The following is a 17,994-nucleotide window of genomic DNA, read 5'->3' on the forward strand; positions in this document are numbered from 1 at the left end:
CACGATATAGTCCCTGCAGTAACTACAGGGTCAAGAGCGTGGCGCTGACGATTGGCGATCTGAGCAAGGCGACGGCCACCAAGGTGGAGACGGTGCGCTATTACGAGCGCATCGGGCTCCTGCCCAAACCCGCGCGAACGCAAGGCAATTACCGCGCCTATGGTCAGGCCGAATTGGGGAGACTGTCCTTCATCCGGCGTGCCCGAGATCTTGGTTTCTCGCTCGATCAGGTTCGCGCCATGCTAGGCCTTTCTGATGATCAGGCCTGCGATTGCGCCGGGATCGACCGCATCGCGAGGGAGCATCTGCAGGAGGTGGAGCGCAAGATTGCCGACCTGACGGCCCTCCGGCGCGAGCTGACGGCGGTGATCCAGTCCTGTGACGGCGGCACGATTGCGGATTGCCGTATCATTGAGGCGCTTGGACCGAGCGCAGGCATTTGATGAATGAACGTCAGGTCTGAAGGGCAAGGCTTGTCGGGTTGAATGACCGCTATGTCAGCGGCGGCCAGCCAAATTGAACTATCGCTCATACGAAGCGATAGGGCCCACCTCGCGCCAAAGCTGCCTGATAGGTGGGTCGCTGGTGGATCGTCTCCAGCCAGCGTGTGGTGAAGGGGCGGCTCGCATTGAGCCCGCCGCGATCCCTTGCTGCCTCCAGCGGGAAGCTCATGATGATATCGGCGGCGGTGAAGTTCTCGCCCGCGAACCAGGGGCGTGAGGCCAGTTCGCTTTCCACGAAATCGAGATGGACGTCGATCATCGGCTGGATGCGCCTTTGGGCGATCCTGCCCAGAAGCGGTACCCTGCCCAGCACCAGTTTCACCAGCAGTGGGGGCATCAGCGACCCCTCGGCATAATGCAGATAAAAGCGATAGCGCAGCATCGACGCCTCTTCCGCAGGCTCCCCCATACCGCCACCCGCCTTATCGACCAGATAGGCGATGATCGCGCCGGTTTCCGCGATGGTGTGCTGGCCATCCTCATCGACGATGACCGGCGATTTGCCCAGGGGGTGTATGGCGCGCAATTCGGGCGGCGCCAGCATCGTCCTGGGGTTTCTGGCGTAACGCTTCACTTCATAGGGCAGGCCCAGTTCCTCCAGCAGCCAGAGGACACGCTGCGAGCGCGAGTTTTCCAGATGATGGACGGTGATCATGGGCCTGCTCCTTTCCTTCCCCAACGGTTCGCGGTGGCCAATGTTCAGCTTGCGGGATGGCCCGCCCGCCATGCCTTCACGGCGGCCAGCGACCGGGCGACATGGCCCTGCGGGCTGAAGGCGGAATAGGTCATCAGGATCGTGCCATCGGGGGCGATGACATAGCTGGTGCGGTCCGACATGGAGAGCACCGGCAGCTTGACCTTATAGGCCTTGATCACCAGGCTGTCGGCCACGCCGACCGCGAATTTGTTGCGGCATTCGGTGACGGAAAACCGGCTGAGCTTGTCGAGCGGATCATGCGACAGGCCGATGACGGTGGCTCCGGCGGCATGGAAGGCATCGGTGGCGTCGGAAAAATCATGCGCCTCGATGGTGCAGCCGCTGGTGAAGGCCGCCGGGAAGAAATAGAGGACCACCGGCCCCTTTTTCAGCGCCTCGCCCAGGTGGAACGAGAAAGGCTTGCCCGCCAGCACCGCCTGGGTGGTGAAATCGGGCGCGGCGGCGCCTTGCGGCAGGGCGGCCAGAGCGGTGGTGCCGGGCAATGCCGCCAGCACCCCGGCCAACGCCAGCGCGCCCAGCGCGAAAGGGATCAGACGTTTTGTGCGAAAAGGCATCGACGGTCTCCTTTCCTTACCCTTACGCATCTGGTGGCGCTTTGGATGCGGTGCCAAAGCACTAAAACATGCCTGCGCGGAACCGGCCTGACCGGCCCTCATTCCCTTAGAGCCAGCCTTCAGGCCTCTGTCCTTCTGGCTCCTATCATCACGGCACGCCAGAAAGGGCTGCTTGGGGAAAGATCATGCGGCTCTGGATCGTCACCTATCTTGCCACGGCACTCGGCTTTCTGGGCTGCGATGCCGTATGGCTCAGCCTGATGGCGAGCAGGCTTTATCGCCCAGCTCTGGGCGGCCTGCTGCGCGACGCTTTCGCACTGGCCCCGGCCATTGCCTTCTACGTGATCTACATCGCCGGCATCCTGATCTTTGCCGTGGCCCCGGCGCGGGCCACCGGGGACTGGTATGGCGCGACACGGCGCGGCGCGCTGCTCGGGCTGATGGCCTATGCCACCTACGATCTCACCAATCAGGCGACCTTGCGGGACTGGCCGCTGGCGATCACGCTGGCGGATCTGTGCTGGGGCACGGCGCTGACGGCGCTGGCGGCGACCATCGGCTTTATCGTCGCGCGCTGGGCCGGGGGATCAGCATCCACAGGATGATGAGCGAGAGGAGCCCGGCGCTCCAGCCATTCAGGCGCACAAGAGCGGCAAGGGCTTGCGGGGAAAAGGCTCCCCATGGCTTGCCATACATGGCGTGCAGCAAGGCAATCACCATATTGGCCGCGATGAGCCAAAGCCTGAGGCCGCCCTTGAAAGCGATGAGCGCGATGATGGTCGTGGGGATCAGGAAAGCCTCCACCCCCGAGGCCGTCCCCAGCGCCTTGGTTGCCAGCGCGGCATTGCCCAGCCCCGCCAGCACCAGCAGGGCCCTCCCGGAGGAGGCCTTGTGCCGGGCCAGTGCGGGAACCGCCAGAAAGGCGGGCGTGGATAGAAAGGTAAGGCAGGCCACCCACCATGTCCCGCCCGCCAGCCAAGCGATATAGAGCGGATAGGTCGGCTGGCTGGACGCCACCAGCAGGGCAATGCGGTTGCAGGCCGCCGTGGCCGGATCGGGATGGGCGGCGTAGGCTTTGAGGCGCCGCGCCAGCCTCATGGCGCAGGGCGCAGCCGGTAATGGCTTACACCCCATTCGCGCCCATGCGCATGGCCGAACAGCCCCGCCGTTGCCAGATAGAACAGCCGCCAGCGCCGCCCCCACAAGGCAGCCTTGTCGCCATAAACTTCGCGCAATTGCTCATCGATCAGCGCCCGATTGGCGTCGAAATTCTTCAGCCACAGATCGGCGGTGCGCTGGTAATGCCGCCCGTCCCAGCGCCAGCTTTCCTCGACCGTGAAGCTCTGAGGGAAATGGTCGATCAGCCCGTGGCTGGGCATGATGCCGCCGGTGAAGAAATGCTGGGCGATCCAGTCGGTCTTGTCGGATGTGTCGAAACGATAGGGCTGGCTGCGATGGCTGAAGACATGCAGGAACAGGCGGCCCTCGGGCAGCAGCCAGCCGCGCGCACGCTCCAGCAGGTCCTGCCAGTTGGCCATATGCTCGAACATCTCGACCGAGACGATGCGGTCGAAGCGGATGTCGGGCTGGAAATCGTTCATGTCGCAGGTGATGACGCGCAGATTGGTGAGGCCCGCCTCCCGCGCCTTGCCCTCGATAAACAGCCGCTGCGGGGCGGAATTGGACACGGCGATGATGCGCGCCCGTGGGAAACGCTCCGCCATGGTGAGGCTGAGCGAGCCCCAGCCGCAGCCCAGTTCCAGAATGCTCTGGCCATCGGCCAGCGCGGCATGGTCGATGGTGGCATCGAGCGCGGCCTCCTCGGCCTGCGCCAGCGTTTCATCGCCCTGCGGGAACAGGCAACAGCTGTATTTGCGCCTGGGCCCCAGCGTCAGTTCGAAGAAGCGCGGAGGCAGTTCGTAATGCTGCTCATTGGCGGTCTCGGTGTGTTCGGCAATGGGGTGCTGGGCCATCATGCGCGCGAAATCGGCAGTGGTGTCGGGCGCATGGGTCAGGCTGCGCCGCCGCATGCCGACCAGCATATCGACCCCGAAGCGCGTCAGGGGGTCGGGCAGGGGGGTGGTCTCTACGGCGCGGATCAGGCTGGCGACAAGGTTCATCGGCGTGCTCCCGAGGATGGTTTGCGGGGAAAGGGCCAGAAGGCGTTCACGCGCTTCTGATGGGCGCGATAGGCATCCCCGCGCGAGCGCAGCATATGCGCTTCAAGCGGCGGAATGCCCGAGACATGAACCAGCAGCCAGTACATGAACACCGGCCCGCCCAAAGCCATCCAGCCCGGCCACCATGACCCGTCGGGCCCGATCGCGATCAGCGCATAGGCGATCCAGCCCAGCCATTCGAAAAAGTAGTTGGGATGGCGCGACAGGCCCCACAATCCGCTCTCGCAGATCCCTCCCCGATGGGTAGGGCGCCTGCGAAAAGCGCGCAATTGCGCGTCCGCCAGCCCCTCGCCGAGCACGGCGATGACGAGCAGCAAGGCCCCGGCGCCATCGTTCCATGCCGGAAAGGGCGCCGGACGATGGGCCGCCAGCGTCACGCAGACCACCAGCAGCCACGCCGCCACAGCCTGGATTTGCAGGAAGAGGAACAGCCGGACAGCAAAGCGATTCCCCCATGCCTTGCGCAGCTCGGCATAACGCGGATCGTCGCCATGCCCTGCGGTGCGCAGCGCGATATGCCCGCCCAGCCGCAGCGCCCAGAGCGCAACCATGCCCGCCACCAGCCCCTGGCGCGGCTCTATGCCCCCATCGAGCGGGACCAGCGCCGCGCCAGCCCCGACCAGCCCGACCGCCAGCGACCAGACCGCGTCAATCCAGCCCGACCGGCCCGGCACGCGGGCCACCAGCCATGCGCCCGCCATGATGGCGGAGAGGGCGGCAAGGCTCAGCACGCAGGGAAGGATCATGAACATGGTCGCAGATACGGCGCTTTGGCGGCCACGGATGCACCGGCCGAAAGTTTTTGCAGCCGTCGCGCATCCAAAGGCCGACAGCCTGCGTAGCTGCTTCCATCGCAGGTGCCCGGCACCTGCATGGCAGGAGGCAGACAGGCCCATGCGGCAGGAGAGAACTCTTGAGATCGCCATTGTCGGCAGCGGCATATCCGGCCTGTCAGCGGCCTGGCTGCTGGCGCGGCGCCACCGCGTGACCTTGTTTGAGGGCGATGGGCGCGTGGGCGGCCACAGCCATACGGTGATGGTGGGCAACACGCCGGTCGATACCGGCTTTATCGTCTACAATGAGGACACCTACCCCAACCTCACCGCGCTTTTCGCCCATCTGGAGGTGCCGACCCAGCCTGCCGAGATGAGCTTTGCCGTCTCGCTGGACGACGGTCGGCTGGAATATGCGGGCACCGATCTGGGCGGGCTGTTCGCGCAGAAGAGCAATCTGGTTTCTCCCCGCTTCTGGTCGATGCTGCGCGATCTGGAGCGCTTCTATCGCCGCGCCCCGCGCGATCTACCGCAACTGGGCGATACGCCGCTCGGCGCCTATCTCGATCTGCTCGGCTGCGGCGAGGCGTTCCGGCAAGACCACCTCTATCCCATGGCCGCCGCGATCTGGTCGACCCCGGTGCGCGACATTCCCTATTATCCCGCCGCCGCCTTTATCCGCTTTTGCGAGAACCATGGTCTGCTCAAGCTGGGGCGTCGCCCGCAATGGCGGACGGTTGCGGGCGGCAGCCGCGCCTATGTCCAGCGGCTGACCGCGCCCTTCGCCGACCATATCGTCACCGGAGCGCCTGTCCGCACCATCAGGCGCGGCGATAATGGCGTGCATCTCCATCTCGATTGCGGGGAGCAGCGTTTCGACCATGTGGTGATCGCCACCCATGCCGATCAGGCGCTGGCCCTGCTCGGCGATGCGGATGAGGGCGAGCGGCGGATGCTGGGGGCCTTTGGCTATCGCCGAAATGAGGCGGTGCTGCATTCCGATCCGCGCGTCATGCCCGAACGGCGCCGGGTGTGGTCGAGCTGGAACTATGCCTCGCGGGGCGGGGCGGGCGATCCCGATCTGTCGGTCACCTATTGGATGAACCGGTTGCAGGGCTTGCCCGGGGGCCGGCCGCTGTTCGTCACGCTCAATCCGCTGATCGAGCCCGATCCGGCGCTGGTGCATCGGCGCGAGGTCTATCACCACCCCATCTTCAACGCCGCCGCCGGGCGGGCGCAGCGGGATCTGTGGTCTCTGCAGGGCACGCGCGACACCTGGTTTGCCGGGGCCTATTTCGGCGCCGGTTTCCATGAGGACGGCCTGCAGGCGGGCCTTGCCGTGGCCGAGCAGCTGGGCGGCGTGCGGCGGCCCTGGCTGGTGGAGGCGGAATCCGGCCGCATCGCCCTGCCGCAGAGGCAGATGGCATGAGCGCCGAGAGCGCCCTCTATGTCGGCACGGTGACGCATCAACGCATGCGGCCGCGTCGGCACCGCTTGCGCTATGGCATGTTCTCGCTGCTGCTCGATCTGGACCGGATTGATGCGCTGGCGGCGGGTTTGCGGGTCTTTTCGCGCAGGCGCTTCAATCTCTTTTCCTTCTACGACCGCGATTATGGCGATGGCAGCGCCACGCCCCTGCGGGCCCAGGTCGAGCGCCATCTCTGGGCCGCGCGCATCCTGCCCGATGGCGGGCCGATCCGCCTGCTGACCATGCCGCGCATTCTGGGCTTTGCCTTCAACCCGCTCAGCGTCTTTTTCTGCCACGGGCGCGATGGGCGGCTGCGCGCCATCCTTTACGAGGTGAACAACACCTTCGGCCAGCGCCACAGCTATCTGCTGCCGGTCGAGGGCGGCGCGGGCGGAGCAGGGCAGGGCGAACCGATCCGCCAGAGCTGCGCGAAGGCTTTCCATGTCTCGCCCTTTATGGGGATGGACATGCGCTACAGCTTCACCGTGGCGCCGCCCGGGGAGGATCTGTCCATCGCCATCACCGTTTCGGACGGGCTGGGGCCGGTGCTCTTTGCCGCGCAAGAAGCGCGGCGGCGCCCGCTGACCGATGGCGCCCTGCTGCGGGTCTTTGCCACCCATCCGTTGCTCACGCTGAAAGTGGTGGGCGGCATTCTTTGGGAGGCGGCGCGGCTGTGGGTGAAGGGCGTGCCGGTGCACAGCTGCCCGGCGCCGCCCGACCGCCCGATCTCCATTCCACCCCAGACAGGCGAGGGCGCATGTATCTGAACCAGCAAGCACAGGCCGGGCTGGCCCCCGTGACGCCCCAGCCCCAGACCGAGCCGCAACGGGCCGCGCCCTGGCTGATCCGCCGCGCCCTGCGGCACCTGCAATGCGGGCGGGTGACGATCATCCTGCCCTCGGGCGCCAGGATCGACCATGCCGGGGAGCTGCCCGGCCCGCATGGCGTGATCGAGATGCGCAACAGCATGGCCTTCCGCCGTTTGCTCACGCGCGGCGATGTCGGCTTTGCCGAGGGCTATATCGCGGGCGACTGGACCAGCCCGGACCTGCCGCAGCTGATCGCGCTGGCCGCGCAGAACGTTGCCCGGCTCGACAGCACGCTGGAAGGCTTCTGGCCGGTCCGGATGTGGCGGAAATTCAGCCATCTGCTGCATCGCAATTCGGCGCGGGGCAGCCGCCGCAACATCGCCTTCCACTACGATCTGGGCAATGATTTCTACCGCCTGTGGCTCGACGAGAGCATGACCTATTCCTCGGCCATCGCCATCCCGCGCGGCACCAGCCTTGAAGGTGCCCAGCAGGCCAAGCTGGAGCAGATTGCCGCCCTGCTGGCGCTTTCGGGCGGGGAGGATGTGCTGGAAATCGGTTGCGGCTGGGGGGCACTGGCGCGTCATCTCGCGCCGGCCTGCCGCAGGGTCACCGGCCTCACCCTGTCGCGCGAACAGCTGGATCATGCTTGCGCACAGGTGAGGACCGGTGGCCTGGGAGACAAGGTCGATCTGCGCCTGCAGGACTATCGTTCCATCGACGAGCGTTTCGACCGGATCGTCTCCATCGAGATGCTGGAAGCCGTGGGCGAGGCCTATTGGCCGGTCTATTTCGAGACTTTGCGCGCCAGCCTGCGCCCGGGCGGACGGATCGTGCTGCAGGCGATCACCATCCGCGAGGACCGCTTTGCCGCCTACAAGCGCAACCCGGATTTTATCCAGCGCTATATCTTCCCCGGCGGCATGCTGCCCACGCCCGCTCTGTTGGAGGCGCATGCCGAACGTGCCGGGCTGGCCATCACGCAGCGCGAAACCTTCGGCACCGGTTACGCCGACACGCTGGCGCTGTGGCGGGCACGCTTTCATGCCGCCTGGCCGCGCATTCTGGCGCTGGGCTTCCAGCCCGACTTCCAGCGCCTCTGGGACTATTATCTGGCCTATTGCGAGGCCGGTTTCCGTAGCGGCACCATCGATGTCGGGCTCTATGTGCTGGAGGAAAGAGCATGATGGATCGGCGTTCCGCCATGATCGGCGCGGTGGTGCTGGCCGCGCTACCGGGTGCCCTTAGCGCTGCTTTGCCCATTCCGCCGTCCAGAAGGCTTGGCTTCGACATTCTGCGCAAGGGCTCGAAACTGGGCACCCATGTCCTGACCTTCGAGCCGGGAGGGGACAGCCTCACCGTCCATGTGGCTGTGGATCTGGTCTACAAGATCGCGGGGATCACCCTTTATCACTACCGCCATCAGGCGACAGAACGCTGGCAGGGGCAGCAGGTGATCGCGCTCGACGCCGAGACCAGCGACAATGGCACGCCCTATAAGGTTGCTGCGCGGCGGGAGGGCGGCGTGCTGATGGTGCAGGGCACCAAGGCGCCGCGCTATGCCGCGCCCGCCGATGCGCTGCCCGCCACCCACTGGAACCGGCGCGAGCTGGACGGCCCCTGGATCAACACGCAGGACGGGCGCATCATGCGGCCCCATGTCGCTGCGCAGGGCATCGAAACCATTCCCGCCGCCGATGGCGCCAGCCTGCGCGCGCGCCATTATGCGCTGACGGGCGATGTGCAGCTCGACATGTTCTATGACGATCATGCCGGATGGGCGGGCCTGTCCTTCGTGAAGGGCGGCGCACCGATCCGTTACGAGCGGCAGGCTTGACAAAGCCCTAGCTGGTCGCCGCCATCTTGCCGGTCAGGATCACCGGCCCGGTCGGCAGACCGGTGGGCGAGCCGCCGACCGGCTCGACCGAGACCGCCAGGGTCACGCCCGCCGACAAGGCAGCAGCGGCTTGCGTCGGCACCTTGCCCCAGCCCGGCGCGGCGGCGTTCATCACGCCCATCGAGCGTGGCTTGCCATCCGCCGGGATGACCCAAAGCTCGGGCACATGATCGCCCAGCGCTAGACCGCTGGCAGCAGAGGTCATGCGCCCGCTGGCGGGGTCGAAGCTGACGGTCACCAGGCCCTGCTTGCCGGTCAGCACCGCCACCATCGGCGCGATAGGAGCCTGCGCGACAGGCACGCGGACGAAGACCCGCTCCGGCTTCTGCACTGCCACCATGCCCAGCACCAGCGCCGCCGCGCAGGCCGCCGCCGCGCCGCCCTGCCACCAGCGCAGCGTGGAGCGTAACACCATCGCACGGCCCAGATCGTTGGCGGGCAGGCGTGCCTCGATCGCGCTCCACACCGAGGGGCGGGGCGCTTCACCGGCATCGTGGAACATCGCTGCCGCGTAATCCTGCCAACGGCTGTGAGCAGCAGCAAAATTCCGGTCGGTGGCCAGGCGTTCCTCAGCGACGCGCTTCTCCTCGCCGTCGATCAGCCCGAAGGCCAGTTCTGCGGCCAGCAGTTCATCATCCTCGGGCAGCATGGTGTCGCTCATGACAGGCACTCCCGCAGCTTGAGCAACGCCCGGCGGATGCGGCTCTTGATCGTGCCCAGCGGGGCGCTGGCCCTGGCGGCCAGATCCGGATAGGTCAGGCCTTCGAAAAAGGCGCGCCGTATCAGCCCGGCATCGCCGCCATCGAGCGTGCTCATGCAGTGGGCGAGGCGGCGCTCATCCTGGCTGGCTTCGATCAGACTGGTGGCATCTGGCGCATCATCGGGCAACTCCTCGGCCAGTTCGACCGGGGCTGTGACAATCTTGCCCTTGGCGCGCAGGCGGTCGATCGCGCGGTTGCGGGTCAGGGTAATAAGCCAGGTCATGGCGCTGCCGCGCGCCGCGTCGAAAGAGGAGGCCCTTTGCCACACCGAGATATAGGCTTCCTGCAAGGCTTCCTCCGCTTCCTGCCTGACAGGCAAGATACGCAGGCAGACGCCAAACAGCTTCACGCTGGTGCGGCGATAAATTTCTTCGAAAGCGTTGCGGTCGCCGGTCGAAACCTGCGTGAGCATTAGGGCCAGGGTGGTGCGATCATCTTCCGAATTCATCGGGCTTTTGCATCCATCCTGAGACACGGTGCGTATCTTCCTTGCAGGGCAGATTAGCCGAGCCCCGGCACTTGGCAAGAGGATGTGAGCACAGGAATGATGGCATCAGGCAGGTTTGAGGCGACGAAGCGTCTGGTGGCCATGGTGGGGGTGGCGGCCTTGGCGGCCTGTTCCCCGGTCCGCATGTTCAACGCCCTGATGCCCAAGGATGACGGGGGTGTCCGCCTTGTCCATGATGCCTCCTTCGGGGCCGAGAAAAGGCAGAGGCTGGATGTCTATGCCCCGCGCCGCGCTGGCGCGATGCCGATGCCGGTGATCGTCTTCTTCTATGGCGGATCGTGGAATTCGGGCACGAAGGAAGGTTATGGTTTTGTCGGCGATGCGCTGGCCGCGCGGGGCTTTCTCGTCGCGATCCCCGATTACCGCCTGGTGCCCGCCGTGCATTATCCGGCCTTTCTGGAGGACAATGCGGCGGCTGTACGCTGGGTACGCCAGCATGCGGCGCAGCTGGGCGGCGATCCGGATCGGATTGTGCTAGCCGGGCATTCGGCTGGGGCCTACAATGCCGCGATGCTGGCGCTCGATCCGCTCTGGCTGGGGGCGGATCGCAGCGCGGTGAAAGGGCTGATCGGCCTGGCCGGGCCTTATGATTTCCTGCCCTTCAAGGGGCCTATCGTCGAACCGGCCTTTGCTGGTGTGGCCGATCCTGTCTCGACCCAGCCGGTGCATTACGCGCGGGCCGATGCGCCCCCCGCCTTTCTTGCAACGGCGGACAAAGACATGCTGGTGTTGCCGCGCAACAGCGATGCGCTGGCGCAGGCCCTGCGCGGGCAGGGCGCAGCCGTCGAGCGCAAGAGCTATCCGGACGTTGGCCATATCGGACTGGTGACGGCGATTGCAAAACCGCTGCGCGGGCACGCCTCCGTTCTGGAGGACATGGCCGATTTTGCCCATAAGGTCACGCGCATTGGGACGAAGTAGGCGCCATAGGACAAGCATGAACGTAGGTCCGCTTTGGAGGCGCTAAAAAATTGGCGGAATGACCGCTTTGTTGGCGGGAGAGGGCAGGGGGGGCACCACCTAGCTGGACGGTATAGGGATGACCGGCGGGTCGTGGGAACCGGAAGGTCTCCTTCAAAAGGCGTAGATGACCTTAGCCGACATAGGTTCAGCCGAATGATGCTCGACGGTGAAAGCGGTTAGGTGAGGCATTCCACAAGAGGCAGTCTTGCTCTCGGGACGAAGGGCGCCCATCGTCATTTCTTGTTCACGGCCGGGAACATCCTCATGACCTCTCTGCAATGGCATCAGGCAGCGGCAAAGGCGCAAGCTCTCGCCAAATCCTCTTTGAACCTCCTACACCATCCCGAGATGGGGCCTCAGGCTGTTATGGACGCCCAGCCTATGCTCGACCATTTGCTTGGCATGGGCTTTACAGGCAGTAGACCGGGAGAGGTGGAGATTTAGCGCGACAGCCGCCGCCATCGGCAACAAGGTGATTATGCAGCATATTGATATCGTGACGCTGGGGCTGTTGCTCTTTGTGGCTTGTCTGGTTGCGATCGTGTGCCGTCGGATCGGGTTGCTTATGCGATCGGCCTTGTGGTCGCCGGGATCGGTATGAGCCTCCTGGGCTATCAAAGCCGCATCACCCTTACGCCCGAGTTGATTTTCACGGTCATCCTGCCTCCGCTGATCTTCGAGGCGGCGCTTCATCTGGGATGGAAGGATTTCAAGCGCGAGTCCCCGCTGGTGCTGGGAATGGCCTTTATCGGCACGTTGCTGTCCGCTCTTGTCGTGGCGGCCGGCATGCATGCGCTGGTGGGCTGGGGCTGGCAGGGTTCGTTGCTGTTCGGGGCACTCATTGCCGCCACCGATCCCGTTTCGGTGATCGCGATGATGAAGGAGCAGAATGCAGGCAAGCGGTTGCGCTTTCTGATGGAAGGGGAGAGCATCGTCAACGATGGCGCTGCGGCTGTGCTCTTTGCTCTGGTGTCCGCCTGGATCGCCGGGCAGGACAGCGGCGTCGGCAGTGTGGCTATGGCGTTGATCCAGACAGTTGGGGGTGGTGTGCTGTGCGGGCTGGCCGTGGCAGCCGGGTTGTTGCTGATCGCGGGGCGGTCGGAGGATCATCTCGTCGAAATCACGCTGACGATGCTGGCGGCCTATGGCTCGTTCCTAGTTGCAGAAGAGCTGCACGTCTCCGGCGTTCTGGCGACGCTAGCGGCAGGCATGCTGGTGGGAAATTGGGGCAAGGGCAGCCGATTGACCGAGCATGGCGGAGCGGCGATGATCCGCTTCTGGGACTTTGCCGCCTTTCTTGCCAATTCCCTGGTGTTCCTGCTGATCGGTAGCCGGGAGGGAGAGCAGCCCATGGGGGTCTACCTCGCGCCTGCGTCCATCGGTATTGTGCTGGTGCTGCTGGGCAGGGCCATGGCGGTCTATCCGATCACCGCCCTCTTTGCCCGGACCAGGCTGGCCGTGAACTGGCTGAACCGCCACATCCTCTTCTGGGGCGGATTGCGCGGCGCGCTGGCGCTGGCCTTGGCTCTGGCCGCGCCCGAAGCTCTGCCCGAGCGGGATGCCTTGACCGGTGTGGCCTTCGCGGTGGTGGCCTTCTCGATCTTTGTACAGGGGCTAACTGTACCCCTTCTTCTCAAGCGTGCCGGGAACGAAAAGGCCGAGCCGGCGTAAGGGCGATGTAGGCATTCGAGGTCAGGGCGTTCCTCGACCTCGTTCCAAAAATAATTTTCATAATTTCTCGCCTAGGGAAGGCCGTGCGGCTCGGAGAAGCCCTATGATGAATCTCGTGTTCAATATGCCAGTCCGCATGCTCAAGGTGGGCGAGGAAATGAGCCCCCATCATGCAGAGGAAACGCGCTTCCAAGAATGGAATTTTGGCCGGGCGATCATCCATATCCTCAAGCAGCCCGATCACCACCGCCATCTGTTCAACATCGAATTGGACGAGGCGCGGGTTGACCATTTGACTGCCCAGCGGCTTGCAGAGAGCAGCCTTTTCAAGCGCTGGCAATCCCGCAACGAGGTATAAAATGGCCGGTGGCTGGCATCATTGGCTATGTGGAAAGCGCCGAGCGGCTTGGCTGTGACGTAAAGTGAGGCGCTCTCACCACCTGTGGGGCGTGAAAGTTACACCTTGTCTCCAAGCCTTATCGAAGCATCAGAAGACTCTCTGCCTTTTCAACCGCCTCTTCCCCGGTGGCTGGCTTTGTCAATCGGATCACGTCCTTGAAAGCGAGAGAAATCTCCTCGTCATCATAACCTGTACTGAACATAAATGGCACATTACGTTGTGCCAGTGCCTGAGCGAGAGGATAGGCCAACTCGCCGCCAAGGTTGAGATCGACGATACCCAAATGAATGTCTGGCTCGTTTTCGAGCAACGAAAGGGCAGCCTCAATGGAGGAGACAGGCCCGAGAATCACAGCTCCAGCCTCCTCAAATGCTTCCGTCAAATCCACTGCAATGAGAAGCTCATCCTCTGCGATCAGCACTCGCTGATCAGCAAGGCCGGAAGTACCCATTTTACAACCTCAAAAGATGCAGAATCCGTTAGCCAAAATTATGGCTAAAGCGCTTCTGAGCAGCAATCCGCTTCCATGCCCCGCTGCACAGAATGCCGCACTTTACGCACGGTTCATCAAAGGCGAATGTTCGGGATTAGACGCCAGTGTGCCGATCACTCAGGGGGAGATGATCGGCACACCGATTCTCGGCACAATCCCGGTAGGGCTATGGTCGCCTTCGGGAAAGCCTGAGGGTTCTGCGGTCAAACGCACTCAGGGGGAAAAGGTTCCCGATTTTTTTGGGGACTGCTTCTGGCATCGATGCCAAATCCCGGTCCTGTTTACCAAGCGTCCACGCATTCCCTTATAGAATTTCGGAAAAGTCGTCTGAGAGAGATTATGGCAACGCAGATCCTTCCCCACAAGAATGCATCGGCCACGCTTTTTTCGCGCAGTGACAAGGGGGTGATCGTGCCGATTGTCATGGACAACCTTGGAAACTGTGCTTGGCTTCTCAAAAAGATGTGGCCGCCAAAGGCAGGTTGGGACTTGTGGGTTGAGTGCTCTGGCCAAAGACTGGACACGGCGTTGGTCGATGCTGATTTCCAGCTGGAGCAATATGCCGAGCCAGAATGAGCGGCATGCTGCCTATGAAACTGCCACCGCCTCCTTGCGCGCCTTGCCGACACGCTTGTTGACGATGACGCGGTTGCGGCCTTCGCGCTTGGCTTGATACAGCACGCTGTCAGCGGCCGAAATCAGGGTAGAGCCGTCACGTTCCATCGACTCTTCCCAAGTGGCGATGCCGAAGGACATGGTAACGGTGCCCAGCATCTGCCCGCCGCGATTGACCGTCAGTTCGCTGATCGACTGCCTGATGGCATCGACCCGGGCGGCCAGTGTGGCCGCGGTGGTGCCGGGGGCGATGATGGTGAACTCCTCGCCACCGTAGCGGCAGATCACATCCCCTTCGCGGAAGCGCGAGCGCATCTCGGCAGAAACGACCTGGAGCACGGTATCGCCTGCATCATGGCCGAATTCATCGTTGAACCGCTTGAAATGATCGACATCGGCCATCACCACGCTGAGAGGCTGCCCGGAGCGCGTGGAACGGGCGATTTCCAGCGCCAGCGTCTCTTCCATATAGCGCCGGTTGAACAGGCCGGTCAGCGGATCGCGAATGGTCTGTTCGCGCAGGCCCCGCTGCAGGCGATGATTGACCAGCGCGGAGGCGATGTTCTCGCTCAGCACCGTCAGGCGGAAGCGGCTCTCGGCTTCGACAACGCCTTTGAGATAGAGCACGCCAATCACCTCGCCGCCCGCCAGCAGGGGCTCGCAGTGGTAATGATCAGCACCGGGGCCCGCATGGGGGCAGACGATGTCCGATTTGGGCTCGATCACGAAATGGCTCTGGCCGCGCCGCAGGGCCCAGCACTGGTCTGGCGCGAAACCGGATTGCTCCACGCTGAGATCGCCCCAGGCGGCGATGGGGATCAGCAGATTGCGCGAATTGTTGTGAGCATAGAGGGCGCCGGGCATATCGGCCAGCACGCGCGGCACGAAGACATGGATGACTGCCGCCAGTTCCTCATCGGTGCGGGCCGCCTGCATGCGGTGGGCCATGCCGCCCAGCAGTTCGATCACCTCGCCGCGTTCGCGCAGGATATCGGCATTGTGGCTCAGTTCGAGATGCGCGCGATGTAGTCGCTCCTGGCTATCGACCTGGTCGGCCACGGCGGTTGCCAGTTCACCGACCATTGTGTTGTAGCCTCTGGCCAGCTGCTCGAATTCCAGGGATTCCATGGACATATCGATGCGTGCGTCGCGATCCCCCGAACCCAGCTGCTCCATCACCGACATCATCGCGCCGACCGGCTTGCGGATGCGCCGGACAAGAGAAGAGGCGATCAGCCCGATCAGGATCAACGTGAAAGGTGTGACCAGCGCCACGATCCATGCCATGGTATGCAGCCGGTTCCTGGCCGCCAGCATGCGGGATTCGGACAAAGCGCGCTCATCGCTGGTGAAGTCGCCGATCCGCGCCTTGATCAACCGCATCAGAAAGCGGCCTTCTCCGGTCGCAGCGAGTGTGCGGGCGCCTGGGAAATTGTTGGCGCGGGCCATCGCCAGGCCTTGCCTGATATGCTCGACCCGCTGTTCGACCAGAGTGCGGATGTCTCTTGCCCGGGCGTGTTGCGTCGGATTGTCCCGCGTGAGGTCGACAAGCTGCGCGGCGCCTTGTCGTGCCGTGGAGATTTCTTCGTCAATGGTGGCAGCAAAGGCTAGGTCATGGGTCAGGACAAAGCCGCGTTGCGCCGATTCCGCGCCATTGAGGCGGGCGATGGTCTGATTGGCTGCTTTGAGAACGTCCGAGGAATGTGTGACCCAGTCCAGACTCGAATTCATCTGCATGGACTGGCTGAGCAGGACACCGGCTAGCAGCGTGAGCAATCCGCCAAGGATGCTGCACAAGACGATGATCCGACGGGTCAGCGATCCGGGCAAACGGGACACTCCTGAAGCTCCCTTCCGCCTCCTATGCGCTGATCATCTTAACGCTTCGATCCCTGGCATATGGGAATTCACCGGAGCGTCGGTCGCGATCGTTGGTGGTCATGAGCGTGTGCACGTCAGGCCACCACGCACGCGACGGAGGATGCTTGCGCCGTGGTAAGATGTCAAAACTACCCGAAGGATACGACAGCCGGTTTCCGGTATCCCATCCTATTGTCATTGAAGCTTTCTCTTTGGCCCTTCACGCGAAAGTGGCCCAATGCACCCAGCATTGCAGCCGACTGCAGGGTGAGGCGCTGGGCGGCATCACTCGATTGCTTGGCGAAAACCGCCGTGCTGTGCGTCACGCGATCAATATCTCGAACGATGGAGTTGAGGTGCCGCAAGCGCTGGATATGGTTGCCTGAGTCCTGGACAAGTCCACTCATCACCTTGTTGATCTCGGTGACGCCCGCAGCGATATGAGACAAGGTTGCGCTGGTTTCCGTCACAAGCGTGACGCCATTTGTGACTTGCTTTGCCGAGCCGGCAATTCGTCCCTTGATGTCCTGGGCCGCGTCTGCGCTGCGTTGCGCCAGAGCTCTGACTTCCTGTGCGACCACAGCGAAGCCTCGGCCCGCTTCTCCGGCGCGTGCCGCCTCGACCCCGGCATTGAGCGCCAGGAGATTGGTTTGAAGGGCTATGCCGTCGATGACGCTCACGATCTCGGAGATCTCACGTGAGGAGGTCTCTATGGCGGCCATAGCCTCAACGGTGCGTGTCAGGATCTCTCCTGCATCGATCGCGCTGGCATGCGTCTGGGAAAATCGGTCATTGGCATTGGTGGCGATATCGGCTGATCCGACGATCGCGCTACAGATCTCATCGAAGGCCGTCACGATCATGTCGCCGGCTTTGGATTGCTGAATGCTGCGTTCCGCCATTTCATGGGCGGATTCCTCAATCTCCTGTGCGCCAGTCGCCACCAGTTCTGCTGTTTGGGAGACCGCACCCATGGAAGCTGCAAAGGCATCGACCGTGCTGTTGAAGCTCTCCCGCAGGCTCTCGTAATCCTCTCGGAATGGCTTATCCAAATGGCAGGAAAGATTGCCATCGGACAGCTCTCTGAGACCATGGCGCAGTTCATCAACTACCCGTGTCACTTCCGCCAGGGACTGGATCAGGACCAATACTTCACCGTCACCTTCAAGGTGAACGGGTATCAGGGTTACGAGGATCTTTTGCTCCCGGCCCCGGCCATCTGTGCACAACCATTCAAAGCGATCTGACCCGTTGGCATGAGCTCTTTGAATTTGTTCAGGGATATGGAGCGCCGAGGCCCGCCCGTCAGCCTGGACCGGCGCGGCAAAATCGGCCGGGCTGGCACCAATGATTTCCTCACGCGAGCGACCGTAAATCGAAGCAGAAGCATCGTTGCAGGCGACAAAGACTCCTTTTTGGGCGAGGAGCATGCCATCGGGCGACTTGTTGAACACAGCCTCGGCCATTCGGGTTTCGAGTGAAACCTGCTTCTTTCCCCAAATCATAAAAACTCCGCGCGCTTTGCCGGACCCCGAGACTATCAAGCGCTTGGTAAAATTGGGTCGTAGTTTCCCTAGGGGTTTTCCAACGGAATGGCGCCGAGCGTACCCAATATGCTCCAGTTGCCGGGAATTAATCGGCGCCAACTCGCTGATGCCGGCCGGGTTCAGCGGCCGGAGTTGAAAATCCTTTTAATGACCGGCTATGCGCACAAAGCTTCTGGAGCGAAGTGAATCGCACCGCTTTGTCGGATGCTGCAACTCTGTCGTGCCGGATGAACGAAGGCCCGCTTTTAGCAATCGTGAAAGAGCCCCTGAATGG

20 protein-coding genes are annotated in these 17,994 nt (G+C 63.3%); 10 read left to right on the forward strand and 10 right to left on the reverse strand.

The genetic code is table 11. The features are described 5' to 3' along the window. Window positions 1-38 precede the first annotated feature (38 nt). On the forward strand, window positions 39-443 hold the full coding sequence (locus SR3_RS23660) for a MerR family transcriptional regulator (protein ID WP_068091416.1): 405 nt from the start codon (window positions 39-41) through the stop codon (window positions 441-443). A gap of 85 nt (window positions 444-528) precedes the next feature. Here the strand turns inward: SR3_RS23660 and SR3_RS23665 are convergent, their stop codons facing one another. Continuing rightward, window positions 529-1,158, reverse strand: a complete 630-nt coding sequence (locus tag SR3_RS23665; protein ID WP_068091417.1) for a glutathione S-transferase family protein — start codon at window positions 1,156-1,158, stop codon at window positions 529-531. A 44-nt stretch (window positions 1,159-1,202) separates the two neighbouring features. Further along, the gene (locus SR3_RS23670; protein ID WP_068091421.1) at window positions 1,203-1,775 is read right to left on the reverse strand and encodes a peroxiredoxin; all 573 of its coding nucleotides are present in this window, start codon (window positions 1,773-1,775) and stop codon (window positions 1,203-1,205) included. Window positions 1,776-1,960: 185 nt separating this feature from the next. Here SR3_RS23670 and SR3_RS23675 point away from each other — a divergent pair, with 185 nt between their 5' ends. Then, a complete protein-coding gene (locus SR3_RS23675; RefSeq protein ID WP_068091423.1) occupies window positions 1,961-2,380 on the forward strand; it encodes a DUF2177 family protein in 420 nt (139 codons plus the stop codon). Here the strand turns inward: SR3_RS23675 and SR3_RS23680 are convergent. The 3 genes from SR3_RS23680 to SR3_RS23690 are packed head-to-tail and all read right to left on the reverse strand — an operon-like array spanning window position 2,337 to window position 4,701. Continuing rightward, the gene (locus SR3_RS23680) at window positions 2,337-2,873 is read right to left on the reverse strand and encodes a hypothetical protein (RefSeq protein WP_068091426.1); all 537 of its coding nucleotides are present in this window, start codon (window positions 2,871-2,873) and stop codon (window positions 2,337-2,339) included. The two genes, SR3_RS23675 and SR3_RS23680, sit on opposite strands and share 44 nt — an antisense overlap. Beyond that, complete coding sequence (locus tag SR3_RS23685; RefSeq protein WP_068091428.1) at window positions 2,870-3,895, reverse strand: SAM-dependent methyltransferase; 1,026 nt, start codon at window positions 3,893-3,895, stop codon at window positions 2,870-2,872. The genes SR3_RS23680 and SR3_RS23685 overlap by 4 nt, the downstream gene beginning before the upstream one ends. Beyond that, on the reverse strand, window positions 3,892-4,701 hold the full coding sequence (locus SR3_RS23690) for a DUF1295 domain-containing protein (RefSeq protein ID WP_245654072.1): 810 nt from the start codon (window positions 4,699-4,701) through the stop codon (window positions 3,892-3,894). Before SR3_RS23690 ends, SR3_RS23685 begins: the two co-directional genes overlap by 4 nt. Window positions 4,702-4,849: 148 nt before the next feature. On the opposite strand from SR3_RS23690, the gene SR3_RS23695 reads away from it, so the two are divergent. Genes SR3_RS23695 through SR3_RS23710 form a run of 4 tightly spaced genes read left to right on the forward strand, consistent with a single transcriptional unit; the run spans window position 4,850 to window position 8,842 of the window. Continuing rightward, window positions 4,850-6,157 (forward strand): NAD(P)/FAD-dependent oxidoreductase, encoded by a 1,308-nt coding sequence (locus SR3_RS23695; protein WP_068091436.1) that lies wholly within the window; start codon window positions 4,850-4,852, stop codon window positions 6,155-6,157. Beyond that, entirely contained in the window at window positions 6,154-6,963 is an 810-nt protein-coding gene (locus SR3_RS23700) for a DUF1365 domain-containing protein (RefSeq protein WP_068091439.1), read from the forward strand. Before SR3_RS23695 ends, SR3_RS23700 begins: the two co-directional genes overlap by 4 nt. Beyond that, a complete protein-coding gene (locus tag SR3_RS23705; protein WP_084455870.1) occupies window positions 6,954-8,192 on the forward strand; it encodes an SAM-dependent methyltransferase in 1,239 nt (412 codons plus the stop codon). The genes SR3_RS23700 and SR3_RS23705 overlap by 10 nt, the downstream gene beginning before the upstream one ends. Beyond that, window positions 8,189-8,842, forward strand: coding sequence for a DUF6134 family protein (locus tag SR3_RS23710; RefSeq protein WP_157099077.1), 654 nt, complete (start codon window positions 8,189-8,191; stop codon window positions 8,840-8,842). Before SR3_RS23705 ends, SR3_RS23710 begins: the two co-directional genes overlap by 4 nt. 7 nt (window positions 8,843-8,849) lie before the next feature. On the opposite strand, the gene SR3_RS23715 is transcribed toward SR3_RS23710, so the two are convergent. Both SR3_RS23715 and SR3_RS23720 read right to left on the reverse strand, forming a co-directional pair. Then, window positions 8,850-9,563, reverse strand: coding sequence for an anti-sigma factor (locus SR3_RS23715; protein WP_068091448.1), 714 nt, complete (start codon window positions 9,561-9,563; stop codon window positions 8,850-8,852). Continuing rightward, window positions 9,560-10,111, reverse strand: a complete 552-nt coding sequence (locus SR3_RS23720; protein ID WP_068091449.1) for a sigma-70 family RNA polymerase sigma factor — start codon at window positions 10,109-10,111, stop codon at window positions 9,560-9,562. The genes SR3_RS23715 and SR3_RS23720 overlap by 4 nt, the downstream gene beginning before the upstream one ends. A gap of 96 nt (window positions 10,112-10,207) precedes the next feature. On the opposite strand from SR3_RS23720, the gene SR3_RS23725 reads away from it, so the two are divergent. The 3 genes from SR3_RS23725 (at window position 10,208) to SR3_RS23740 (ending at window position 13,163) form a co-directional block, all read left to right on the forward strand. Further along, on the forward strand, window positions 10,208-11,092 hold the full coding sequence (locus SR3_RS23725) for an alpha/beta hydrolase (protein WP_245654073.1): 885 nt from the start codon (window positions 10,208-10,210) through the stop codon (window positions 11,090-11,092). Window positions 11,093-11,713: 621 nt separating this feature from the next. Continuing rightward, window positions 11,714-12,805, forward strand: a complete 1,092-nt coding sequence (locus SR3_RS23735; RefSeq protein WP_407668200.1) for a cation:proton antiporter — start codon at window positions 11,714-11,716, stop codon at window positions 12,803-12,805. Between the two features lie 103 nt (window positions 12,806-12,908). Beyond that, window positions 12,909-13,163 carry a hypothetical protein gene (locus SR3_RS23740; RefSeq protein WP_068091454.1) on the forward strand — a complete coding sequence of 85 codons (255 nt, stop codon included), beginning with the start codon at window positions 12,909-12,911 and terminating at the stop codon, window positions 13,161-13,163. Between the two features lie 118 nt (window positions 13,164-13,281). Here the strand turns inward: SR3_RS23740 and SR3_RS23745 are convergent, their stop codons facing one another. After that, window positions 13,282-13,656 (reverse strand): response regulator, encoded by a 375-nt coding sequence (locus SR3_RS23745; RefSeq protein ID WP_068091455.1) that lies wholly within the window; start codon window positions 13,654-13,656, stop codon window positions 13,282-13,284. Window positions 13,657-14,037: 381 nt separating this feature from the next. On the opposite strand from SR3_RS23745, the gene SR3_RS23750 reads away from it, so the two are divergent. After that, window positions 14,038-14,274: a hypothetical protein gene (locus SR3_RS23750; RefSeq protein ID WP_068091458.1), complete on the forward strand. Its 237-nt coding sequence runs from the start codon at window positions 14,038-14,040 to the stop codon at window positions 14,272-14,274. A 12-nt stretch (window positions 14,275-14,286) separates the two neighbouring features. On the opposite strand, the gene SR3_RS23755 is transcribed toward SR3_RS23750, so the two are convergent. After that, window positions 14,287-16,143: a sensor domain-containing diguanylate cyclase gene (locus tag SR3_RS23755; RefSeq protein WP_245654075.1), complete on the reverse strand. Its 1,857-nt coding sequence runs from the start codon at window positions 16,141-16,143 to the stop codon at window positions 14,287-14,289. A gap of 179 nt (window positions 16,144-16,322) precedes the next feature. After that, entirely contained in the window at window positions 16,323-17,678 is a 1,356-nt protein-coding gene (locus SR3_RS23760) for a methyl-accepting chemotaxis protein (RefSeq protein ID WP_084455871.1), read from the reverse strand. Window positions 17,679-17,994 lie beyond the last annotated feature (316 nt).

Origin of the sequence: Novosphingobium rosa NBRC 15208 (assembly GCF_001598555.1) — a bacterium.
In the GTDB taxonomy this organism is placed as follows: Bacteria; Pseudomonadota; Alphaproteobacteria; order Sphingomonadales; family Sphingomonadaceae; genus Novosphingobium; species Novosphingobium rosa.